At 66.1% G+C, this 20,596-nt stretch carries 24 protein-coding genes; 11 read left to right on the top strand and 13 right to left on the bottom strand.

What is annotated here, in order from left to right; translation table 11 throughout:
- Positions 1-105: 105 nt before the first annotated feature.
- Entirely contained in the window at positions 106-783 is a 678-nt protein-coding gene (locus tag APS40_RS13075) for a glutathione S-transferase family protein (protein WP_082434379.1), read from the bottom strand.
- Between the two features lie 97 nt (positions 784-880).
- Here APS40_RS13075 and APS40_RS13080 point away from each other — a divergent pair, with 97 nt between their 5' ends.
- Complete coding sequence (locus APS40_RS13080) at positions 881-1,693, top strand: undecaprenyl-diphosphate phosphatase (RefSeq protein ID WP_055047471.1); 813 nt, start codon at positions 881-883, stop codon at positions 1,691-1,693.
- Positions 1,694-1,848: 155 nt separating this feature from the next.
- Here APS40_RS13080 and APS40_RS13085 read toward each other — a convergent pair whose 3' ends face one another.
- Entirely contained in the window at positions 1,849-2,574 is a 726-nt protein-coding gene (locus APS40_RS13085; RefSeq protein ID WP_055047472.1) for a copper homeostasis protein CutC, read from the bottom strand.
- The gene (locus tag APS40_RS13090) at positions 2,571-3,485 is read right to left on the bottom strand and encodes an ROK family protein (protein ID WP_055047473.1); all 915 of its coding nucleotides are present in this window, start codon (positions 3,483-3,485) and stop codon (positions 2,571-2,573) included. The genes APS40_RS13085 and APS40_RS13090 overlap by 4 nt, the downstream gene beginning before the upstream one ends.
- An 86-nt stretch (positions 3,486-3,571) precedes the next feature.
- Here APS40_RS13090 and APS40_RS13095 point away from each other — a divergent pair, with 86 nt between their 5' ends.
- Positions 3,572-4,573: a LacI family DNA-binding transcriptional regulator gene (locus APS40_RS13095; protein WP_055047474.1), complete on the top strand. Its 1,002-nt coding sequence runs from the start codon at positions 3,572-3,574 to the stop codon at positions 4,571-4,573.
- Positions 4,574-4,831: 258 nt separating this feature from the next.
- On the opposite strand, the gene APS40_RS13100 is transcribed toward APS40_RS13095, so the two are convergent.
- The 5 genes from APS40_RS13100 to APS40_RS13120 are packed head-to-tail and all read right to left on the bottom strand — an operon-like array spanning position 4,832 to position 8,646.
- Positions 4,832-5,623 (bottom strand): transporter substrate-binding domain-containing protein, encoded by a 792-nt coding sequence (locus tag APS40_RS13100; protein ID WP_055047475.1) that lies wholly within the window; start codon positions 5,621-5,623, stop codon positions 4,832-4,834.
- A 19-nt stretch (positions 5,624-5,642) separates the two neighbouring features.
- Complete coding sequence (locus tag APS40_RS13105; protein WP_055047476.1) at positions 5,643-6,560, bottom strand: isoaspartyl peptidase/L-asparaginase; 918 nt, start codon at positions 6,558-6,560, stop codon at positions 5,643-5,645.
- A gap of 5 nt (positions 6,561-6,565) precedes the next feature.
- Positions 6,566-7,300, bottom strand: coding sequence for an amino acid ABC transporter ATP-binding protein (locus tag APS40_RS13110; RefSeq protein WP_055047477.1), 735 nt, complete (start codon positions 7,298-7,300; stop codon positions 6,566-6,568).
- 3 nt (positions 7,301-7,303) lie between these two features.
- Positions 7,304-7,975, bottom strand: coding sequence for an amino acid ABC transporter permease (locus tag APS40_RS13115; protein WP_055047478.1), 672 nt, complete (start codon positions 7,973-7,975; stop codon positions 7,304-7,306).
- Positions 7,975-8,646: an amino acid ABC transporter permease gene (locus APS40_RS13120; RefSeq protein WP_055047479.1), complete on the bottom strand. Its 672-nt coding sequence runs from the start codon at positions 8,644-8,646 to the stop codon at positions 7,975-7,977. The genes APS40_RS13115 and APS40_RS13120 overlap by 1 nt, the downstream gene beginning before the upstream one ends.
- 224 nt (positions 8,647-8,870) lie before the next feature.
- Here APS40_RS13120 and APS40_RS13125 point away from each other — a divergent pair, with 224 nt between their 5' ends.
- The 7 genes from APS40_RS13125 (at position 8,871) to APS40_RS13155 (ending at position 15,039) form a co-directional block, all read left to right on the top strand.
- Positions 8,871-9,530: a L,D-transpeptidase gene (locus APS40_RS13125; protein WP_236884102.1), complete on the top strand. Its 660-nt coding sequence runs from the start codon at positions 8,871-8,873 to the stop codon at positions 9,528-9,530.
- A gap of 369 nt (positions 9,531-9,899) precedes the next feature.
- A complete protein-coding gene (locus APS40_RS13130; protein WP_197279322.1) occupies positions 9,900-10,721 on the top strand; it encodes an arylamine N-acetyltransferase family protein in 822 nt (273 codons plus the stop codon).
- Positions 10,721-11,329, top strand: coding sequence for a YdeI/OmpD-associated family protein (locus tag APS40_RS13135; RefSeq protein ID WP_055047481.1), 609 nt, complete (start codon positions 10,721-10,723; stop codon positions 11,327-11,329). Before APS40_RS13130 ends, APS40_RS13135 begins: the two co-directional genes overlap by 1 nt.
- 199 nt (positions 11,330-11,528) lie before the next feature.
- Positions 11,529-12,047: a DUF1697 domain-containing protein gene (locus tag APS40_RS13140; RefSeq protein WP_055047482.1), complete on the top strand. Its 519-nt coding sequence runs from the start codon at positions 11,529-11,531 to the stop codon at positions 12,045-12,047.
- Positions 12,044-12,937: a ribokinase gene (locus tag APS40_RS13145; RefSeq protein WP_055047483.1), complete on the top strand. Its 894-nt coding sequence runs from the start codon at positions 12,044-12,046 to the stop codon at positions 12,935-12,937. Before APS40_RS13140 ends, APS40_RS13145 begins: the two co-directional genes overlap by 4 nt.
- 41 nt (positions 12,938-12,978) lie before the next feature.
- Complete coding sequence (locus APS40_RS13150; protein WP_055047484.1) at positions 12,979-14,190, top strand: FAD-dependent oxidoreductase; 1,212 nt, start codon at positions 12,979-12,981, stop codon at positions 14,188-14,190.
- Positions 14,191-14,268: 78 nt separating this feature from the next.
- The gene (locus tag APS40_RS13155; RefSeq protein WP_055047485.1) at positions 14,269-15,039 is read left to right on the top strand and encodes a glycosyltransferase family 2 protein; all 771 of its coding nucleotides are present in this window, start codon (positions 14,269-14,271) and stop codon (positions 15,037-15,039) included.
- A 6-nt stretch (positions 15,040-15,045) separates the two neighbouring features.
- On the opposite strand, the gene APS40_RS13160 is transcribed toward APS40_RS13155, so the two are convergent.
- The gene (locus APS40_RS13160) at positions 15,046-15,912 is read right to left on the bottom strand and encodes a glycosyltransferase family 2 protein (RefSeq protein ID WP_055047486.1); all 867 of its coding nucleotides are present in this window, start codon (positions 15,910-15,912) and stop codon (positions 15,046-15,048) included.
- A gap of 125 nt (positions 15,913-16,037) precedes the next feature.
- On the opposite strand from APS40_RS13160, the gene APS40_RS13165 reads away from it, so the two are divergent.
- Both APS40_RS13165 and APS40_RS13170 read left to right on the top strand, forming a co-directional pair.
- Entirely contained in the window at positions 16,038-16,457 is a 420-nt protein-coding gene (locus APS40_RS13165) for an Hsp20 family protein (protein ID WP_055047487.1), read from the top strand.
- Positions 16,458-16,472: 15 nt separating this feature from the next.
- On the top strand, positions 16,473-16,745 hold the full coding sequence (locus tag APS40_RS13170; RefSeq protein WP_055047488.1) for a DUF1150 family protein: 273 nt from the start codon (positions 16,473-16,475) through the stop codon (positions 16,743-16,745).
- A gap of 34 nt (positions 16,746-16,779) precedes the next feature.
- Here the strand turns inward: APS40_RS13170 and APS40_RS13175 are convergent, their stop codons facing one another.
- From APS40_RS13175 to rpoN, 4 genes are all read right to left on the bottom strand, one after another.
- Positions 16,780-17,739 carry a hypothetical protein gene (locus APS40_RS13175; RefSeq protein ID WP_055047489.1) on the bottom strand — a complete coding sequence of 320 codons (960 nt, stop codon included), beginning with the start codon at positions 17,737-17,739 and terminating at the stop codon, positions 16,780-16,782.
- An 11-nt stretch (positions 17,740-17,750) separates the two neighbouring features.
- Entirely contained in the window at positions 17,751-18,218 is a 468-nt protein-coding gene (locus APS40_RS13180) for a PTS sugar transporter subunit IIA (RefSeq protein ID WP_055047490.1), read from the bottom strand.
- A 48-nt stretch (positions 18,219-18,266) separates the two neighbouring features.
- Positions 18,267-18,833 (bottom strand): ribosome hibernation promotion factor, encoded by a 567-nt coding sequence (locus APS40_RS13185; protein ID WP_055047491.1) that lies wholly within the window; start codon positions 18,831-18,833, stop codon positions 18,267-18,269.
- 161 nt (positions 18,834-18,994) lie between these two features.
- On the bottom strand, positions 18,995-20,503 hold the full coding sequence (gene rpoN / locus APS40_RS13190; protein ID WP_055047492.1) for an RNA polymerase factor sigma-54: 1,509 nt from the start codon (positions 20,501-20,503) through the stop codon (positions 18,995-18,997).
- Positions 20,504-20,596 lie beyond the last annotated feature (93 nt).

Here is a 20,596-nt window from a genome sequence, read left to right on the forward strand (position 1 = left end):
CATCCCCGCGACAGCGGGTATCTCCGTTTGCGGCGTCGCGGGAAAGCCGAGGTTCCCGCCTCTGCGGGGAACGACACCTGCCGCAAGGATAGCACAGGGATGGGGCTAGAAGTCCAAGTCCGCATATCCCGCGGCGGCCGGCATGCCGACGACGCGATCGTTGAGCAGCGTGCGGAAGGCCGGGCGCGACTTGATGCGGGCGTACCATTGCCGGGTTTCCGGCGAGGTGTCCCATTGCACGTCGCCCAGGTAATCGAGGCTGGAGAGGTGCGCCGCGAGAGCGAAGTCGGCGAGCGTCATGGCGCTGCCCGCCATCCAGTGCCGGGTCGCGAACAGCCAGTTGAAATAGTGCAGGTGCTCGGCGAGGTTGGCCTTGGCGACCCGCAGCACGCCGGGTTCCGGGGTCATGCCGCGCTGGTCGCGCTTGACGATCTTTTCCTCGAGAATGTAGCGCGTCACCTCGTCATTGAGCTTGACCAGCACCCATTCGAGCAGCCGCCACATCTCGTTGCGGTCGGCCACGTGGGTAGGGAACAACCCGTCCACCGCTGCCGGCACATAGCGGTCCTCGATCGCATGGATCACCGCCAGGGTGCCGACCACCGGCAGTTCACCGTTCTCCAGCAGGATCGGCACCGTCGCTGCCGGGTTGATCTCCAACAGCCCGGGATCGCGCGTCCAGGGTTTGATGTCCTCGAGGTCGACGCTGACGCCGTATTCGGCAAACATCAGCCGGGCGAGGCGGGAGGAGGGGTCTAGCCTGTGCTGGAGCAACCGGGGCATGCGGTGAAACGATCCTTGCCGATCCTTGGCGGGCCGGGGCAAATCGCGCTAGATGCGACGCTTGCCGCCCTTCTGGTGAGATGAGTTAGGGGATCAGATGAACGCCGATCAAGGTCTTTTTGTGCCGCTGATCCTTGGGATTATCGAGGGCCTTACCGAATTCCTACCGGTCTCCTCGACCGCCCATATCCTGCTGGCCGGGCACTTCCTGGGCTTCAACAGTCCGGGCCGGGTGTTCGAGGTGCTGATCCAGTTGGGCGCCATCCTCGCCATCCTGGTGGTATATTTCCAGCGCCTGCTCGGCATCGCCAAAGATGCCATCGCCAGGAAACCCGGGGCTCTGCGCTTCATTCTCGGGGTCGTCCTCGCCTCGTTCCCGGCGGCCATCGCCGGCGTGCTGCTGCACGATTTCATCAAGACGGTAATCTACGAGACCCCGGTAGTGTTCTGCGTCTCGCTGATCGTCGGCGGCATCATCCTGCTCTATGTCGACCAGCTCAAGCTCACCCCGAAGTACACCGATATCTACAATTATCCGCCGCTGCTCTGCCTCTATATCGGGCTGTTCCAGATGCTGGCGCTGATCCCCGGGGTGTCGCGTTCGGGCTCGACCATCGTCGGCGCGCTGCTGCTCGGCACCGACAAGCGCTCGGCGGCCGAGTTCACCTTCTTCATCGCCATGCCGATCATGGGCGGGGCGTTTCTCTACGATCTCTACAAGAGCCGCGAGTTCATCACCGCCGAACTCGGCGCCGCGGTGATCATCGGCTTCGCCGCCGCCTTCGTCACCGCATTCTTCGTGGTGCGGTACCTGCTCGACTACATCTCCCGGCACGGCTTCGCCATCTTCGCCTACTGGCGCATCTTCGTCGGCGCCATCGGGCTATGGGGGATTTTGCTGTTTGGGTGAGCCTTGACCTCTTGGGCCGGTGCGGGCTGACCCCCACCCCTGTCCCCTCCCCCTAAGAATGGGGAGGGGGACCAAGACACGGATGTCAGTGCAGGCGTCTCCCTCCCCCTGTTTGAGGGGGAGGGGACAGGGGTGGGGGCAGCCCGCACCGGATCTCATGTAAGCGCCAGCGCCGCCTTGAACGCCCGCACCACGGCCCGGTCGGTGCGCCGGCGGGTTTCCGCGGCAAAGCCCAGCCGCACCGCCGGGGCACTGCTGGCCGGACCCGGTGAGGCGCATGAGCTGTGCACCTCGTCGACGGGGACCGCGGCGAGCAGCGCTTCGACATTGTCGGGCGTCAGCCCCGAGCCGGCCATGACCTTGATCCGGCCACGCGCCGTGGCGAGCACGGTCGCGATGTTGTCGACCCCGTCGAGCGCCACATGCACGCCGCCCGAGGTGAGGATGCGCTCGAACCCCAGCGCGAACGCCGCTTCCGTCGCCTCGGCGAAATCCGGCACCAGGTCGATGGCGCGGTGCAGCGTCGAGCCGAGCCCCTCCGCCTGCTGCATCAGCCGGCCCAGCACCTTGAGGTCGAGCTCACCGTTCGGCCGCGACGCGCCCAGCACCACGCCGGCAAGACCGGCGGCGCGGATCGCGTCGATGTCGCCGAGCATGGCGTCCACATCGGCATCGTCCGAGACGAAGTCGCCGCTGCGCGGCCGGACAATGGCATAGACCGGGATCGGCGCGGCCGCCGCGAGCCGCATCAGCCCGGCGGACGGGGTCAGCCCGCCCAGTTCGAGCCCGGAACACAGTTCGATCCGGTCGCCGCCGCCGGCAATGGCGGCTTTGAGGCTCTGCGGATCGGCGACGCAGACTTCAAGCAGGCGACGGGTCACGCGGCATTCTCCACAAAACCGAGGATCGCAGCCCCGACGAGGCCGGGCTCTAGCGTGAGTCGCGAAGGCACCACCAGCGGCGCGTCGAGCCGGCGCAGGATGCGCTGGCGCACCGCTCTGTCGAGCAGCGCGATGAACTCGGGCACTTTGCCAAGGCCGCCTCCGACCGGGACGATGCCGGCGCCGACCACATTGATCACCAGCGCCAGCGGGCCGGCGAGCAGGTCGATCTGCACCTCGATGGTGCGCGCCGCCCGGGCGTCGCCGGCCAGCCAAGCTTCGACGATGGCGGTGCTGGGGAGCTCGACGCCGAAGAGGTGCTTGTGCAGCCGCTCCGTGCCGCGCGCCGCGCCGACCGTGTCGACGCAGCCGGTCTGGCCGCACCCGCAGGCAAAGCGCGGGATGGCGACGGGCGGCTCGCCTGCGGAGGTGGCGGCGACCGGCCCGTGTCCCCACTCGCCCGCAAAGCCGCCGGCGCCGTTGACGATCCGCCCGTCGATCACGATGCCGCCGCCCACCCCGGTGCCCAAGATGGCGCCGAAGACGATGCGGTGGCCACGCCCGGCGCCTTCCACCGCCTCGGCCAGCGCGAAGCAGTCAGCATCGTTGGCGACGAATACCGGTCGGCCGAGCGCCATGGCGAGTTCGGGGCCGAGCTTGCGGCCATCGGCGCAAGGGATGTTGGCGACGGTGATGACCTCGGTGGCCGGATCGACCACCCCGGTGATCGAGATGGCGATCGGCGTGCCCTGCGGCGCGCCGGCCCGGTCGACCACGCCACGCATCGCGGCGACGAAGGCGGCGAAATCGTCGAGCGGCGTCGGCACGCGGCCGAGCGGGGTCAGTTCCGAAGCGCTGCGGGCCAGCGCCGCCTTGATCCCGGAACCGCCAATATCGAAGCAGATAATCATCACTGTTGAGTGCTTTCCAACAAGCAGGCATCTACCTTCGGCAAACGCCCCCGACTCGGTCGGCGCGAAAGGTGCGATGACGGACAATGGTTGAACAGGCCCGGCAGCAGGCGACGCCCACCATCGACGATGTCGCGGCTCTCGCCGGAGTGTCCCGCGCCGTGGCCTCGCGCGCCCTGTCGGCCGAAAAACGTCCGGTTTCGGCGGAAAAGCGCGAGCGGGTGCTGCAGGCGGCGGCCGAACTCGGCTACCGCGTCAACCTCTTGGCGCAGAGCCTCACGACCAAGACGGTCAACCTCGTGGCCGTGGTGGTTAACCACATCCACGACCTCTCCGATCTCGACCTGTTCGACCAGTTGCTGGCCGAGACCCAGGCCATCGGCAAGCAGGTGATTCTCATCCGCGTCGGCTCGGTCGACAAGGTCGAAGAATTTCTGCGCCAGGGCGTCGCCTATCATGTCGATGCGGCGCTGGTGTTTTCCGATTTCGCCGATGCCGAAACGGTACGCAGGATGTTCCGCTCCGACCTGGTGGTGATGCTCAACGGCCGGCACGACCAGCTGTCTCCGACGGTGATCCCCGACGAGGCCATGGGCATCGGCCAGGCGGTCGCCGATGCGGCGCAGCACGGAGTGAAGACCGCGGCACTGGTCACCGGACGCGCCTCGTCGCTGGTCGAGGAAGCCCGCATAGCCTCTTACCTCGCAGCGTTTCAGCGGCACGGCATAGATCTCGTCCAGACGGTCCAGGGCGACTACTCCTATCAGAGCGGCCATGCCGCAGCGGCAGCGGTGGCGGGTTTCGACTGCCCCGACGCGGTGTTCTGCACTTCCGACGCCATGGCGATGGGCATTCTAGACGTCTGCCGCGAGGACTTTCCGGGCAACCGCCCGACCCGCTTCCGGCTCTACGGCTTCGACAACCTGTCGCTCACCGATTTCGATGCCTACCCGATCTCGTCCATCGGCTACGACAAGGCCGATTACGTGCGCCAGATGGTCCGCTTCCTTGCCGATCCCACGGCGTTTACGCCGGGCCAGGCCCCGGTGACGATCCCGACGCGGTTCGTGCCGAGAAAGACCAGTTGAAGTCTTCCACCCGCGTCCACCCCATCCTCGGTGTCACCCCGCGAAAGCGGGGCCTCCGTTTGCGATGGTGCCTCCGGCGGGAAAACAGAGGTTCCCGCTTTCGCGGGAGTGACCCGGTGAGTGGCGCAAATATCTGAGGTAGTGGAGATGGCGGCTGCCACCACCACCCCCACAAATGGTTCCGGGCCGCCTTGGGGGACGGCCCGGCAGTCGGCATGGGCGGCGGCAAAGGGAGAAGGACGCCGCCCGGCCGGTGTCTTACCAGAGCGCGGTCAGCGCCGGCGGGTTGGCGGTCTCGCCCCACCACTTCTTGTAGTTCGCCGCATAGGCGCCCGACTGGATGTAATCGGACACGAACATGTCGAGCCAGCGCACGAATTCCGGATCGCCCTTGGCCACGGCAATGCCGATCGGGTCGTTCGAATAGAGGCCCGGGAGGGTCACGAGGCTCGGGTTCTTGGTGGCGAGATAGTCGAGCAGCGACGAATCCTCGATCGCCGCGTCGACGCGCTTCTGCTGCAGCTGCAGCACGCCGTCGGGCGCGAACTGGTCGACATAAACCAGCTCGGCAGTCGGTACGGCGGTCTTGATGAACGTTTCGCCGGTGGTGCCGCGGCCGACCACGATCTTCTTGCCGGCGAGGCCGGCGAGGTCGGTGATGCCCGAGTCGGCCTGGACGATGATGCGCAGTCCCGCACGGTTGTAGGGAATGGTGAAGTTCACCGACTTGGCGCGCTCGAGCGTCGCCGAGGTGTTGGCGACAACGATGTCGAGCTGGCCCGAGACCAGCATCGAGATGCGGGCGTCGCCCGACACGTCGGTGAATTCCACCGGCACGCCGAGTTTGGTGGCGATCATGTTGGCGACGTCGACGTCGTAGCCGACCGGGTTGTTCTGGTCGTCGCGGAAGCCGATCGGCTCGCCGCCCAGCGACACGCCGATGCGCACCACGTTGCGGCCGCGGATGTCGTCGAGCATGCCGGCAAAGGCCGGAACGGCCGTGGTGGCGACGAGCGCCAGCGCGGCAATTGCAGTCAGAATACGCTTCATGGGTTGTTCCTCTCCTTGATCAGATAGTCTTCGCTGCCCGGAGTTCTGCCTCCGGCATCGAGTCGTCCCAGAGCCAGTAGCGGATCTCGCCCTGGCACCTGAAGTTCACCACCTCGTGGTTTCCCTTGGCGTCGACGGCGTGGATCACCACACCGCCCAGGAACCCCTCGGTGAGTTCATCGAGCTCGTCGACCGCGAGCTTGACTGCGTCGCTGAGCGAGTAGCCGAGCTTCATGGCGAGGACGATCGTGCGGCTGGTCGAACAGCGCATCGTCATCTCGCCGGTGTGGGTGCAGGCGGCCGCGCCATAACGGCTGTCGGCGTAGAAGCCGGCGCCGGGGATCGGGCTGTCGCCCAGCCGGCCCGGATATTTCCAGGCCCAGCCGGAGGTCGAGGTCGCCGCGTGAATGCCGCGCGTCGCGTCGGCGCTGAGATACACCGTGGTGTCCCGCACCCGCTCGGGGTCGGTGATGGTCTTCAAGAGCGGCGCCAGCGGGGTGTTGGGGAAGGCCGCCTTCTGCTCGGGCGTCATTTCCTGTTCGAGTCGTTCCCACCAGACGCGCCTGGAATCCTCGAGCAGCACGTCGTCGACCGAGAAACCGGTTTCAGTAGCGAAGCGGCGCGCCCCGGCGCCGGTCAGCATGACGTGCGGCAGCGCCTTCATCACCTCGTGGGCGAGGCGGGCCACCGGGATGGTATCGGGCACCGCGCCGACGCTGCCGACATTGCGCGTCGTGCCGTCCATCACCGCGGCATCGCACTCCATCACGCCCAGCATGTTGGGCCAGCCGCCATGGCCGACGCTGCGCACCTTCGTCTCGGCCTCGACCCTGGAAATGCCGGCTACCATGGCCGTCAGGCTGTCGGTTCCCTCGCGCAGCATCTCGACGGTGGTCGGGATGCCGGGCCAGCCTTCGGCATTGGCGATGAACAACATGATGGTCAGTCTTTCCGCATCTTGGAGAGAAACTGCGCGACGCGCGGCTGTGCGAGGCCGCCATCGTCGGCGAAGAACTTGTCGGTCGGCAGGTCGACCAGCAGCACGCCCTTTTCGAGAAAGACGATGCGGTTGGAGATCTGCCGCGCAAACTCGATCTCGTGCGTGACGAACACCATGGTGGTGCCGTCCTTGGCGAGCTTGGCGAGGATATCGAGCACTTCGGCAGTCATCTCGGGGTCGAGCGCGCTGGTGACTTCGTCGAGCAAGAGGTAACGCGGTTTCATCGCCAGCGCCCGGCAGATGCCGACGCGCTGCCGCTGTCCGCCCGAAAGCTGCGCCGGGTAGGCGTCGGCGCGATCGCCCAGGCCCACCTGCGCGAGCAGTGCCCGGCCTTCGGCCTCGGCCTCCGCCTTACCCCGCTTCAGCACCTCGACCGGCGCGAGCGTGATGTTCTGCAGCGCCGTCATGTGCGGGTAGAGGTTGAACAGCTGGAACACCGTGCCGCTGCGCTTGCGCGCCTCGGCCAGTTCCCTGGGCTTCGACACATCGAAATCGTCGACGGTGATCTTGCCGGCATTGAGCTTTTCGAGCCCGTTGATGCAGCGGATCAGCGTCGACTTGCCCGAACCGGACGAGCCCAGGATCGACACCACTTCCCCCGGGTTCACCGTCAGGTTCACCCCGTCGAGGACGGTGACCGGGCCAAAGGCCTTCTTGACGTTTTCGACTTTCAGCATGCTTCAGAGGCCCCGGAAGGCGCTGTGCGCCCGCAGACGTTTTTCGGCCCAGGCGCCCAGCGAGGCGACCGCCTTGGCGGCGAGGTAGTAGAGGATGCCGACCGCCGTCCACACGATGAACGGCTTCAGCGTCCTCAGGTTGAGCGTCGCGCCGATCTTGGCGAGGTCGAGCACCCCGATCACCGAAATCAGCGAGGTGACCTGCAACTGGTTGACCAGCAGCGCCGTCAGCGGCCCGATCGAGAAGGCGGCCGCCTGCGGCGCGATCACGTGGCGCAGCACCTGCCAGCGGCTGAGCCCGAACACCCGGGCCGCCTCGACCTGGTCGCGGCCGATGGATTCGATCGACGACACCGCGATGACGTAGACGAACGCCGCGGTATTGGCCGAGAGCGTCACGATCGCCGCTTGCACCGGCGTCACGTTGACGTGGAAGAATGCCGGAAAGCCGAAGAACACCAGGAACAGCTGCACCAGCACCGGCGAGTTCTTGAGTACTTCGGCGACGAAGGTGATGATCTGCATCAATACCGGTACGCGGTAGAAGCGGACGATGCCCCAGATCACCCCGATGGCGAGCCCGATCAGCGAAGTGACGAGGAACAGCCCGACTGTGACCCCGAGGCCCTGCAGCAACAGCACGATGTCGTAAGGGGTGAACTCGGCGTAACGCATCAGCTCACCTGGGGCTGGAGGTCGCGGTTGAGGCGACGATGGAGCAGGGTGACGCCAAGCGACACCAGGTAGGTGAGCGCGGCATAGACCACCAGCAGCACCACATAGACCTCGAACGGCCGGAAGGTGTCGGAGGCGACGATCTTGGCCTGGCCGGTCAGCTCGTTGAGGGTGATGGTCGACAGGATCGACGAGGTGAGGATCATGTTGATCAGCACCGAGCCGAGCGGCCGCACCGAGGTGCGGAGCGCGATCGGCAAGACGATACGGGTGAAGGTGATGCGCCTCGACAGCCCGCTGACCTCGGCGGCTTCGAGAATGCCGTTGTCGATGGCGAGGATACCGGCGCGGATCGCATCGGAGGCATAGGCGCCGCCGGCGATGGAGAGCGCGATCACCCCGGTGGTGAAGGCGTCGATATAGATGCCGATCTCGGGCAGGCCGTAATAGAAGAAGAACAGCTGCACGATGAACGGAATGTTGCGGAACAGGTCGACATAGAGGAAGGCCAGCCGGCCGATCCACTTGTTCGCCGAGGTGCGGGCGATGGCGACCAGCATACCCAGGATCACGCTGCCCACGAGCGCCAGGGCGCAGGCTTCGAGCGTCAATAGCGCCCCCTCGGCGAGGAAGCCGAGATGCGGAATGAGAATGGTGAGATCGAGCAGCACGTGCCCTCCCGCCGAGTGAAACCGGTTTCACATTATGTCACGGTTCGGCGATGTCAAGCGGCCTCTGCGACCTTTCCGGGGCGGGAGTTGGCTCGGCGGGGACCGGCGCACACGCCGCCGTGATCGGCATTGGCCGCCAAGTGTGACCGCAATGCACTCGACAAGTGCCATGGCTTTTTGCTGGTAGACACCTTGATATTGCCACCCTTGTTGCGAGACCCGTTTTGACCACCCGCCGCCTGTTCCTGATCGGGAGTGCCGCTCTGGCGCTCAGTGCCTGTTCCTCCACCGGCAAGCGCGACCTCAGCGCGCGGACCAACGTCATCCAGGTCGATGAGCCGTGGGCCAGCTATTACTCGATGAAGACCGACGAGCCGTTTCCGGTGCCGGGCATAGATATCCGCAAGATCCCGCAGCAGTTCTGGCGCCAGGAGGTCGATTATGCCGGCGGCGAGAAGCCGGGCACCATCGTCGTCAACACCACCGAGCGTTTCCTCTACCTGGTGCAGCCGGGCGGCCGGGCGCTGCGTTACGGCGTCGGCGTCGGGCGCGAGGAAGGGCTCAACTTCCGCGGCTCGGCGGTAATCGCCCGCAAGGCCGAGTGGCCGCGCTGGACCCCGACCGCCAACATGATCAAGACCCAGCCCGAGCGCTACGGCCCGGTGGCCGGCGGCCTCGAGCCTGGCCTCAAGAACCCGCTCGGCCCGCGCGCCCTCTATCTCTACCGCAACGGCAAGGACACGCATTTCCGCCTGCACGGCACGCTCGAGCCTTACACCATCGGCCAGTCGGTCTCGTCGGGCTGCATTCGCCTGATCAACCAGGACATCATCGACCTCTACAGCCGCGTCCCCACCGGCACCCGGGTGATCGTCACCGGGTGACCTCTTGATCCTCCCCCGCGTGGCGGGGGAGGGGGACCAGCGAAGCTGGTGGAGGGGGCGGCCAGGACCTCGTCGTGTGCGCGTTCGCTCCAATCGAGCAAAGTGGCTGCCGCTACCCACCGAGTCATTCCCGCGAAAGCGGGAACCTCTGTTTTCTTGGCCTCATGCACCACCGCAAACGGTCCCCGCTTTTCGCGGGGATGACCCCGAGCCTGGCCGGGCCGCTGAGCGGACTCGCAACCCCGACGCTGATGATCGGGGTTTGCACCGCCCCCACCTCGCCATCCGGGCAGTCCTCTCCACGCCGGGGTGACAAATGCCGTTCCGCTCAGCATTATGGCCCTCCCGGAATCAGCGGTGGGGATGTCCGTGGCAGCAAAGGCCAATATCGATGCCTGGTTCGAGCGCATCGGCTTTGCCGGCTCGATCGCTCCGTCGCTGGAGACCCTGAGCCAGTTGCATCAGCTGCATCCGGCGGCGATTCCGTATGAGAACCTCGATCCGCTGATGGGCGTGCCGATCCGGCTCGACCTCGCCAACCTGCAGCAGAAGCTGCTGTTCGACCGGCGCGGCGGCTATTGCTTCGAACACAACCTGCTGTTCAAGGCCATGCTCGAGGAGCTGGATTACGAAGTGAAGATGCACGGCGCCCGGGTGCTGTGGGGGCTCGAGGAGGGCGAGGAGCCGCCGCTGCGCCATCTGGTGCTGACCGTCGAAGTGGCGGGCGTTACCTACCTCGCCGATGTCGGCTTCGGCGGCCAGACCGCCACTGCGCCACTCCGCCTGCGCGCCGACCAGCCGCAGGCGACCCCGCTCGACACCTTCCGGCTGCTCGAGTCGGAAGGCACCTGGCAAGTCGATATCGACATCGGAGGGGAGTGGCGCGCCCTCTACAGCTTCGAGCGCACCGAACGCAGCATGGATGAGCTGCTGGCACTGAACGAGGCCGCCGCCTCGTCGGCATTCTTCACCCGGAACCTGCTGGTTACGAGGGTCGAGAAGACCCGCCGCCTGGCGCTGTTCAATACCAAGCTCAACATCCACACCGTCGGGGCTCCGAGCGAGGGCCGGCTGATCGGTTCGGTCGCCGAGCTGCGGGACCTGCTCACCGGCACCTTCGGGCTGCAACTGCCCAATGACGAACGGCTCGAGCCGGCGCTGCTCAGAATCATCGAGCGCGAGCCCGACTGATGGCGCCGGTCCATGTCGACCCGGCCAAGGTGCTGGAATTCAAGGACGAGCAGGCGTTCTACGACTGGTTGTCGAAGCACCACGACGATGACCGCTGGGACGAGGTGTGGATCAAGATCCATAAGGTCGGCTCGGGTTTGCCTTCGATCACCGCCAAGGAGGCGATCGACGTCATTCTCTGCTGGGGCTGGATCGACGCCGTCCGCAAGGGTTTTGACGACAAGAGCTTCCTGCAGCGCTACACTCGCCGCGGCAGAAAAAGCATCTGGAGCAAGATCAACGTCGACAACGTCGCCCGCCTGATCAAGTCCGGCCGGATGACCGAGCACGGCCTGAAGCATGTCGAGGCTGCCAAGGCCGATGGCCGCTGGGACCGCGCCTATGGCGCCGGCAAGGACCTGAAGATCCCCGATGATCTCCAGGCCGCGATCGACGCCGAGCCCGCGGCCAAGGAAATGCTGGGCAAGCTCAGCGAGCAGAACCGCTTCGCCCTCGCGTTCCGCGTGCACAATCTCAAGACCGAGGCCGGCCGCAAGAAGAAGATCGAAAGCTTCGTCGAGATGCTGAAGCGCGGCGAGACCGTCTATCCCCAGGGCAAGCAGAAGTGACCCGCGACCTTTGCAGTCGGCACACCCTTCCCCTCGTGGGGAGGGTAGCGCAGCCAGGAGCAAACCGACTTGGCGGAGCTGGGGTGGGGGGAGAAGCACGCTCCCTGCCTGTGTCGCCCGCCACCCTTGATCCCTCCCCGGGGGACGACAAGCGGTCGCCCCGAGGGGGAGAGTGTCGACTGCTGAATGCGGGGCACCAATGACCGTCTGGGTGGCGTTCCTGCGCGCCGTCAATGTCGGCAAGCGCCAGATGAAGATGGCCGAGTTGAAGGCGCTCTGCGAAGAACTCGGCTACACCGGCATCAAGACCATCCTCGCCAGCGGCAATGTGCGTTTCGAGTGCCCGCACGATCCCAAGGCCGAGCTGGAAGCGGCCATCGAAAAGCGCTGGGGCTATCTCGCCGAGGCGGTGATGCGCTCGGGCGCCGAGATCGAGGCGATGCTGGCGGCAGGACCGTTCGCCGGATATCCCGACGAGGGCAGCTTCCACCGCTACGTCATGCTGTTCGACAAGCCGCTGCCTGGCGGCGCAAACTATACCGGCGTCCCCGACGACTACGACGTGGTGCGGGTCGACGCGCGCGAAATCTACCTCGTCGGCTATCGCCAGCCAGACGGTCGGCACGGTCCGGGACTGGACAAGTTCGACCGGCAGTTGGAGAAGGGCGCAGTCGCTACCATGCGCAACTGGAACACCATCCCCAAGGTCCTCAATTGATCACTGTCCTCGGCTCCACCAATCTCGACCTGATCGGCACCGTCAGCCGTATCCCGAAGCCCGGCGAGACCGTGCCGGGGGAGGAGTTTTCGATGGCCGCCGGCGGCAAGGGCGCTAACCAGGCGCTGGCCGCCCGCCGCGCCGGCGCCGAGGTGCGCATGTTCGCCGCTGCCGGGTCCGACAGCTTCGCCGATGAAGCGCTGAAACTCCTGCGCGCCGACGGCGTCGACCTCAGCCACGTGCGCACCGTCGAAGGCGCGACCGGCATCGCCATGATCTTCGTCGACGAGGCGGGCGAGAACGTGATCGCCATCCTCCCCGGCGCCAACGGCACCATGGGGCCGCCCGACGCCGATGCGGCGCTTGCGGGGCTCGGCATCGGCTCGGTGCTGATGCTGCAGCAGGAAATCCCGCAGGCGGCAACCGAGCGGGCGCTGCAACTCGCCAAGGCCCAGGGGGTCGTCTCCATCCTCAACACCGCGCCGTTCCTCAAGACCACCAGGGCGGTGGCCGAACAGGCTTCGATCGTCATCGCCAACGAAACCGAGTTCGAACTCTTGACCGGCGCTGGCATCGACCGGCTCGACGCGGCGATGACCGATTGGGCCAGGTCGCAGAACCAGACGGTGATCGTCACGCTGGGTCCCGATGGCGCCCGTGCCGCCACCCCCACCGGCAGCTTTGCCGTCCCGGCCATGAAGGTCGATCCGGTCGACACCGTCGGCGCCGGCGACACCTTCTGCGGCTACCTCGCCGCCGGCCTTGATCGCGGGCTGGACCTCGAAGCCGCGATGCGCCGCGCGGCAGTGGCCGCCAGCCTGGCCGTATTGAAGCCCGGCGCACAGCCGGCGGTGCCGTATCTCAAAGATGTCGAAGCGGCGCTGAAGTAGGGTCGCGTGGAGGGCTCGCACAACATGTTGGCGGGTCGTCCATGACGCGGCGGATCGCCGTGCTCGGCGCGGGCGTGCTTGGTGCTTGCGTCGCCATGCTCCTTGCCCGTCGCGGGCATCGGGTCACGGTCTACGACAAGGAAGCGACGCCGGTCACGTGCGCCAGTCGCTGGCACGAGGGGCGCATCCACCTGGGCTATGTCTATGGCGCCGACCGGACCCTCAACACCGCGCGCCTGCTGATCGATGGTGCCGTGCGGTTCAGCCCGGTGATGAGCGAACTCCTGTCGTGCAGCCTCGAGCCGTACATGACCCCGCTCAACGATATCATCGCGGTGCACCGTCGCTCGGTCGTCGATGCGGCGACCCTCGCCGACACCTTCGCCCAGATTGATGCGGTGGTGCGGCAGCACCCCGGCGCGGCGCGTTATCTCACCGATGTCTCGTCGGCGCGGACCAGACGGCTGTCGCGTACGGAAATGGCGGCGCTCAGCAGCTCGGATGATATCGTTGCGGCTTTCGAGATTCCGGAGCGCTCGTTCAATACCCAGGCCGTGGCCGACCTGCTGGCAGCCGCCCTGTTTGCACAACCGGGTGTCGAGCTGCGGCTCGGGACGACGGTCACCGCGGCCCGTCCGCTCGACAGCGGGGGTGGTCGTTGGCAGGTCGAGACCGCCGGCGGGTCGGCCGAGAGTTTCGACGTCGTGGTGAATGCGCTTTGGGAAGGGCGGCTGGCGATCGACAGCACGGCGGGCGTGGCGCTGCCGACCGCGTGGTCTCACCGTTATCGGCTGGGCCTGTTCCTCCGCACCGGCCGCGTTCTCGACACACCCAGTGCTCTGGTGTCGGTCGGGCCCTTCGGGGACGTCAAGAACTACAACGGCCGCGATTTCTACCTCTCTTGGTACCCTGTGGGGAAGTTAGCCGAGGGCGATGATCTCATACTGCGCCAGCCGCCTTCACCTGAAGGTCCCGATGCCGCTCGGTTCATCGCCGCGGTTCGAGCCGCCATGGGCGATCTGTTTCCTGGCGTCCACGATATTCTCGACGCCGCTCAGACGGTGCAGTTGCGCGGCGGCTTCGTCTACGCCGAGGAAACCGGAGCGCTGGACGACCCACGTGCCAGTATCCATCGGCGCGATCGTTTCGGCATCCGTCGCAAGGGCAGTTACTTCTCGGTCGATACGGGCAAATACTCGACAGCGCCGCTGCTGGCGGAGCGGGTTGTCGCGGCCGTGGGAGCGAGCGCGTGAGCTCCATGTCGCAGTGGCGGCCCACGGTCACGGCGCTGTTGCCCTGCTACAACTCGGCAGCGTTCATCGGCCGCACGCTTGACAGCCTGGCCGCCCCAGACCTGGCCCGATCTCGAAATCCTGATCGGCGAAGACTGTTCGACCGATAACACGTTCGAGCTGGTCTCGGCCTTCGCAGCGACGCAAAGCAATGTGCGCATCCTCAGGCGCGACGCCAATCTGGGCTGGCTGCGGAACTCCAATGACCTGATGGCCAACGCCGCCGGCGAATTGATGTTCTTTGCTTTCCATGACGACCTCATCGCGCCGACTTACGTCGAAAAGCTGGTCGAGGCCCTGCGTCACCGACCGGATGCCATGCTCGCCTTCACCGATGTCGAGCTCGTCCATCTGGATGGCAGGAGCGAGATCATCGCCTTCGACACGCTGTCGAAGGTCCGCAGTCCGTTGCGGCGCGGGCTGCTGATGGGCGGCCACACAGGCCACTGGTGGATCCCCAATCGCGGCCTGTTTCGCGCCGAAGCCGTTCGCCGGGTGGGTGGCATCAGGCCCAATGCGGCAGGGGAGTTCTCGGCGGACTGGACCTGGTTGCTGCACCTCGCCCTGCTCGGCGCCTTCGTTCGAGTCCCGGAGACGCTGTGCCGAAAATACTTCCGCAAGGAGGGCGTCAGCCGCAACTGGGCCTTCAGTCGCGCTCAGTGGCGCGCGCTGCGGCGGGCCGGCATGCGCGAGGTATGGAACAGCCCCCTGCACCTGCCTGGACGCGCTTTCCTTGCAGCCTACATCGGACTCAACCTCGCGCGGCTGGGAACACTGTGGCAGCGAGCCGTCAGCCGTCCGCGCCGGTAAGGCAGCTCAGTCCAGCTTCACCCGCGCCTCATACGCCCTCAGCATCGGCTCGAGATGATCCTCGAACAACAGTCCCGGCCGCTCATCGAGCGCCATGGGATAGGCGGCTTCCGCAGCCAGCGACAAGCCGAGAAAGGCAATGAGTCCCTCCGCGGCGCCGGGCGCCGCGAAGCGGTAGGCGCCGGTCTCCAGTCGCTGCAGCAGCGCTTTCTTCGAGGCGATCATCTTCTCGGTGAAGCCGGCGCCGTTGCTCATTGAGGTCGAGACCTTCACATAGTCGTGCTGGGGCGTGCCGAGTTGGTGCACCGTCTCGGCGCTGCGCCATAGCTGCATCAGCAGTTCGAGGTCGGTCATGTTGCTGAGCCCGAGATCGTAGCGCGCATCGCAGCGCCGCCGATCCCACACGATCATCGAATCCATCGACAGGTTGACGAACTTGTAGGCCCCGGGCGTCAGCACCCGGTCCGGGCCGACACCGACGAGGCGCAGCCGGTCATAACGGTCGTTCATCACGTCGAGCGCCGAGGCTACGATGGGCTGCTCGGCCAGCGCCGCCACCGCCAGTTCGAGCTTTTGCGGTTTCATGCGATCGTCGGCATCCAGGATCGCCACATAGGGTGCCTCGATACGGTCGAGCGCCAGGTTGCGGGCCCGCGAGGCTCCGGCGCCGACCCGCCCGGTGCTGAGGAAACGGAAACGTTTATCGACGAGGCCGGCGTGGCCCAACAGCTCTTCGTAATCTTCCCCGTCGTCGGTGACGACCCAAACTTCCCAATCGGTATGGGTCTGCTTGCGCAGGCTGCCGACCGCCTCTGCGATGAAGCCTTCCGCCTTGTAGGCGGGGATCACCACCGCCACCGTCTTGTCGGTCAAAGTCCTGCTCCCCGCCGGGCGGCGGTCTTGATTGGGAAGGGTCCCAGACCCATATCACGGGCATGGAACGGCGCCACTGAAACTCGGGCCGCTCCACACCGTTGCTTGGAACAAGGACGATCCGGATGTCGCGCGTCTCCATGTTTTCGGCGCCCTTCCTGCTCGGCTTCGACGCGTTCGAGGAACGTATCGACAGGTTGAGCAAAGCCGCCGATGGCTATCCGCCCTACAATATCGAGCGCTCGCTCGATGCCGAGGGCGTGGAGACGTTCCTGATTTCCATCGCCGTCGCGGGGTTCGCACAGGCCGACCTCGAGGTGTCGGTGGAGGACAACCAGTTGCTGGTCAGAGGCCGGCAGCGGGACGACGCCAGCCGGGAGTACCTGCATCGCGGCATTGCCGCGCGGCAGTTTCAGCGAAACTTCCTCCTCGCCGACGGCATGGTGGTCAAAGACGCGATATTACGGAACGGCATGCTGATGATCGCAGTTGTCCGTCCGAGAGCCGAAAAGATCGCCCGCCGTATCGAGATCCGTTCTGCCTAGAAAGGGGAACATGAAGTGCAAGAGAACAGAGAACATCCAATCGACAATCCCCTGCGGAACCTGACCCCGGCCCAGTTCATGGCGCTTGGCGGCAACGCGGTGGTCTACGTCAAGCACGTCAAGGGCGCGGACATGGGTCCGATCCTGCCCGACAGTGAATTCAACGAAGACTCCGACTTCCACATCGTGGTCTCGGCCGACGGCTCGCCGCTGATGGTCGGCGACAGCGAGGAAGCCGTTGCGGAATGGCTGAGCGACAAGTCGTTCGGCATCGTCACGCTGCACTGAACGAAAGCTCCGGTGGCGCAGGCCGGGCTCCGCGCTACGGCTGCCACCACCTGAGAACGCGTAGCGCCCTGAGCGTGATCCACGCCGATGGCCGGCCCACGCCGTCGTCCATCTCGAACCACACGCGTCCGCCCGGCTTCCAGTCGAGCGGCCAGCGACCATCGTCGAGCTGCCGGGCTCGCAACTGTTCGATGGCCAGGTCGAGCCGGGGATCGGGAGGGCAGTCGTCCAGCAATCCCGCCGCCCGGAAGTAGTCGAGCGCCCGCAGCAGGTCGTAGCGCCAGCGATTGGGGTAGGTGAGCCGCAGGAACTGCTCGTCCGCCGGCTCTCCCGTACTGAGGCGCCGGAAGAGACGTCGTTCCAGCAGGTACTCCTCGCCCGATCTGCGGGCCGCACGTACATCGTCCGAGCCGCCAGTTGCCCGTTCGTACTCAAGCAGGCCTTCAAGCACGTTGATGGTCGTGGCAAACGATGAGCGTTGCGAGCCATTGGCCCGCTCGCAGTTCCAGCCGCCATCGTCGAGCCGCTGGCCCAACAGGCGCTCGACGATACCTGCGACGTCGACACCGAAATAGGCGCCGTCTGCCACCGTGCGGCCGTTGATGCACTCCTCGGTTTCGCCGTCCCAGAATGGCTGACCGCCTTCGTCCCAGCGGGCGTTGCGGCCCACCATCAAGGCTGTCCATTGCGCCCGGTCGGACCGCGGATCGAGGCCGAACTCCCTGAGTTGGGTCAGCGCGAAGCAGGTTGCGGTGAAGGGCTGTCCGCGCTCTTGCCACTCGGCCCAGTCGAAGCCGGCGGGGACGAACGCGCCACCCGCCCACTGGCCGTCATCATCCTGGCACGAGAGAAGTCGGGCGCCCCAGCCCTGGGTTTCCACCTTACGGCGCTCCGCCCGCCAGGCGGCCTCGGGAGCGTCGGTCAGGTCGCGCATCACCTGCCAGGCAATGGCCGGATCGGTATCGAGCAACCAGTCGATTACCGAGGGCAGCATGGCTCACCGCGCTATGCGGCCCGGGTGGCTTCGAGCGGCTGGGTCAGGATACCGTAAAGCTCGCCGGCATCGTCGGAGCGGCGCAACCGCGCCACCACCGAGTCGGTGCGGAGGATCCGCGCAACGCGCGCCAGCGCCTTGAGATGGTCGGCGCCGGCGCCCATGGGCGCCAGCAACAGCATCACCAGGTCGACCGGTTGATCGTCCACCGCTTCGAACTCCACCGGCTGTTCGAGCTTGGCGAACACCGCCGTCACCGCGCCCAGCCCGGCAAACTTGCCGTGCGGGATGGCGATGCCGTTGCCCAGGCCGGTCGAGCCCAGCTGTTCGCGGTGGTTAACCGCCTCGAAGATCGTCGCGCTGTCCTGGCCCGAGATCGTCGCGGCGCGTTCGGAGAGCCGCTGCAGCACGTCCAGCTTGGTCTTGATCCCTGAGCAAACAAGCACCGAGTCCTCCGAGAGGATGTCAGCCAATTCCATCAAGAAGTTCCCATCGTGGATGCGGAAAGACCAAGCTTTTCCGGAGCCCTAGTTCGGCTTGAGGGCTGGATCGATCCAGCCAATATTGCCGTCGGCGCGGCGGTAGACCACATTTAGGCCACCATGTCCAGCATGCCGGAATACGACCACTTCCGCCTGGGTCAGATCAAGCTGCATCACCGCCTCACCCACAGACATCTGCCGGAGGCTGGAGGTCGCCTCGGCGATCACCGGCGGCGAATAGTCCTCCATCAGTTCATCCTCGTCGGGTGCGGCGAGCACATAGGATGCCGCTTCCTCGCCCGCGCCGTTGGGGCCGCGGCGGTGCGCCTTGAGCTTGCGGTTGTAGCGGCGCAGCCGCTTCTCGATGGTGTCGGCCATGCCCTGGTAGGCCGACAGGGCATCCCCGCCATAGGAGCTGGATTGCAGCACGGCCCCTGAATCGAGGTGCACCATGCACTGGGCGTTGAACCCCGAGCCCTCGGGCTCGAGCGTGAGGTGGCCGGTGTAGTTGCCGTCGAAATACTTCTTCACCACCGTGTCGAAATGGCCCTGCGCCTTGATCCGCAGCGCATCGCCGACATCCATGTTCTTTCCCGAGACGCGCAGTGTCATGGAGGTCCTCTTTCTCTTTGGTCAGGTCGGCCGGAGTAAGCCGCCACCAAGAGATGTGGTCACCCCGGTGGAGCGAGTCTAGACCGCCCCAATCCGAGGGGCAATGCGCGGATCGGCTTTGGGTTCAAATGCCGGGTGTCGACACCGATTACCCGAAGGCGCTATCGTGCCGCCGCCGCGACCGCGCGCTTCTGGCGGCGCCGGATCACCGAGGAGGGGATGTTCATCCCCTCGCGATATTTTGCCACGGTGCGGCGGGCCACCTCGATCCCGCGCTCTTTCTGCAGCATTTCGGCGATGGTGTCGTCCGACAGGATATCGGTGGGCTGCTCGGCATCGATGAGTTGCCGGATGCGGTGCCGCACCGCCTCGGCCGAGTGATCGCCCTCGCCGGTCGAGGAGCCGAGCGCGGTGGTGAAGAAGTACTTCATCTCGAACAGCCCGCGCGGCGTCGAGACATACTTGTTCGAGGTGACGCGGCTGACCGTCGACTCGTGCATCTCGATGGCGTCGGCAACCGCCTTGAGCGTCATCGGTCTGAGATGGGTGATGCCGTGGACGAGGAACCCGTGCTGCTGCTTCACGATCTCGGCCGTGACCTTGAGGATGGTCTGGGCCCGCTGGTCGAGGCTCTTGGCCAGCCAGTTGGCAGTGGCGAGGCAATCGGTGAGGAAGCTCTTCTCGGCGCTGTCGCGGGTCTTCCTCGTCACCGCGGCATAGTAGGTCCGGTTGACCAGCACGCGCGGCAGCACATCGGGGTTGAGCTCGATCTGCCATTCCCCACCGGAGCCCGGTCGCACGAACACGTCCGGCACCACCGATTCCACCGGGCCCGCCTCGAAGGCGCGGCCGGGGCGGGGGTCGAGCTGGCGCAATTCGGCCAGCATGTCGGCAAGGTCCTCGCGATCGGCGCCGACGGCCCGCGCCAGCGCGGCCAGATCGTGCTGGGCGATCAGTTCGAGATTGTCGAGCAGGCGCAGCATCAGCGGGTCGAGCCGGTCCAGCTCGCGCAGTTGCAGCGCGAGGCACTCGCGTACATCGCGGGCGAAGACGCCCACCGGATCGCAGCCCTGGAGCTTGTCGAGCACCGCCTCGATCGTCGCGAGGGGGGCGCCGAGCAGTTCGGCCACCGTTTCCAGTTCCACCACCAGGTAGCCGGCTTCGTTGACGCTATCGATCAGGAACTGCGCGATCAGCCGTTCGACCGGATCGCCGATGATCAGGCCGGCCTGCGCCGCGAGGTGATCGGCGAGCGTCGGGCGCGCGGCGACGAACTGGTCGATATCGGCTGCCTCGCCCTCGCCGCCGCCGCGCTCGTTCCACTGCGTCGCGTCGGTCTGCCGCTCCGGCGCCGACTGGTCGGGAAAGACGTTCTCCACTTCGGTGTCATAGCCGTTGGCGATCGAATCGGCCGACTGGATGCGTTCGGAATAGTCGACGGTGTCTTCCGCCGCGTTGAGCTCGGCCGGGCGCTCCGGCGCCTCCGCTGCCTCCTCGGCCGGCTCCGCGCCGTCCTCGCGCTCGAGCAGCGGATTGCGCAGCAACTCGGCCTCGACGAAGCTCTGAAGCTCGAGGTGGCTGAGCTGCAGCAGCCGGATCGACTGCATCAATTGCGGCGTGAGCGTCAGGCCCTGGCTCTGACGAACCTCGAGCCGTGGCGACAAGGCCATACGCGCGTTTCCCCTAAGGCACTGCTATGAGGCTTCCGGCGCCATCCATGCATGATTGACGCGCCTAGGGCAAGAAGCGTGCCAGAAATCAGC

Origin of the sequence: Devosia sp. A16, assembly GCF_001402915.1 — a bacterium.
GTDB lineage: Bacteria > Pseudomonadota > Alphaproteobacteria > Rhizobiales > Devosiaceae > Devosia_A.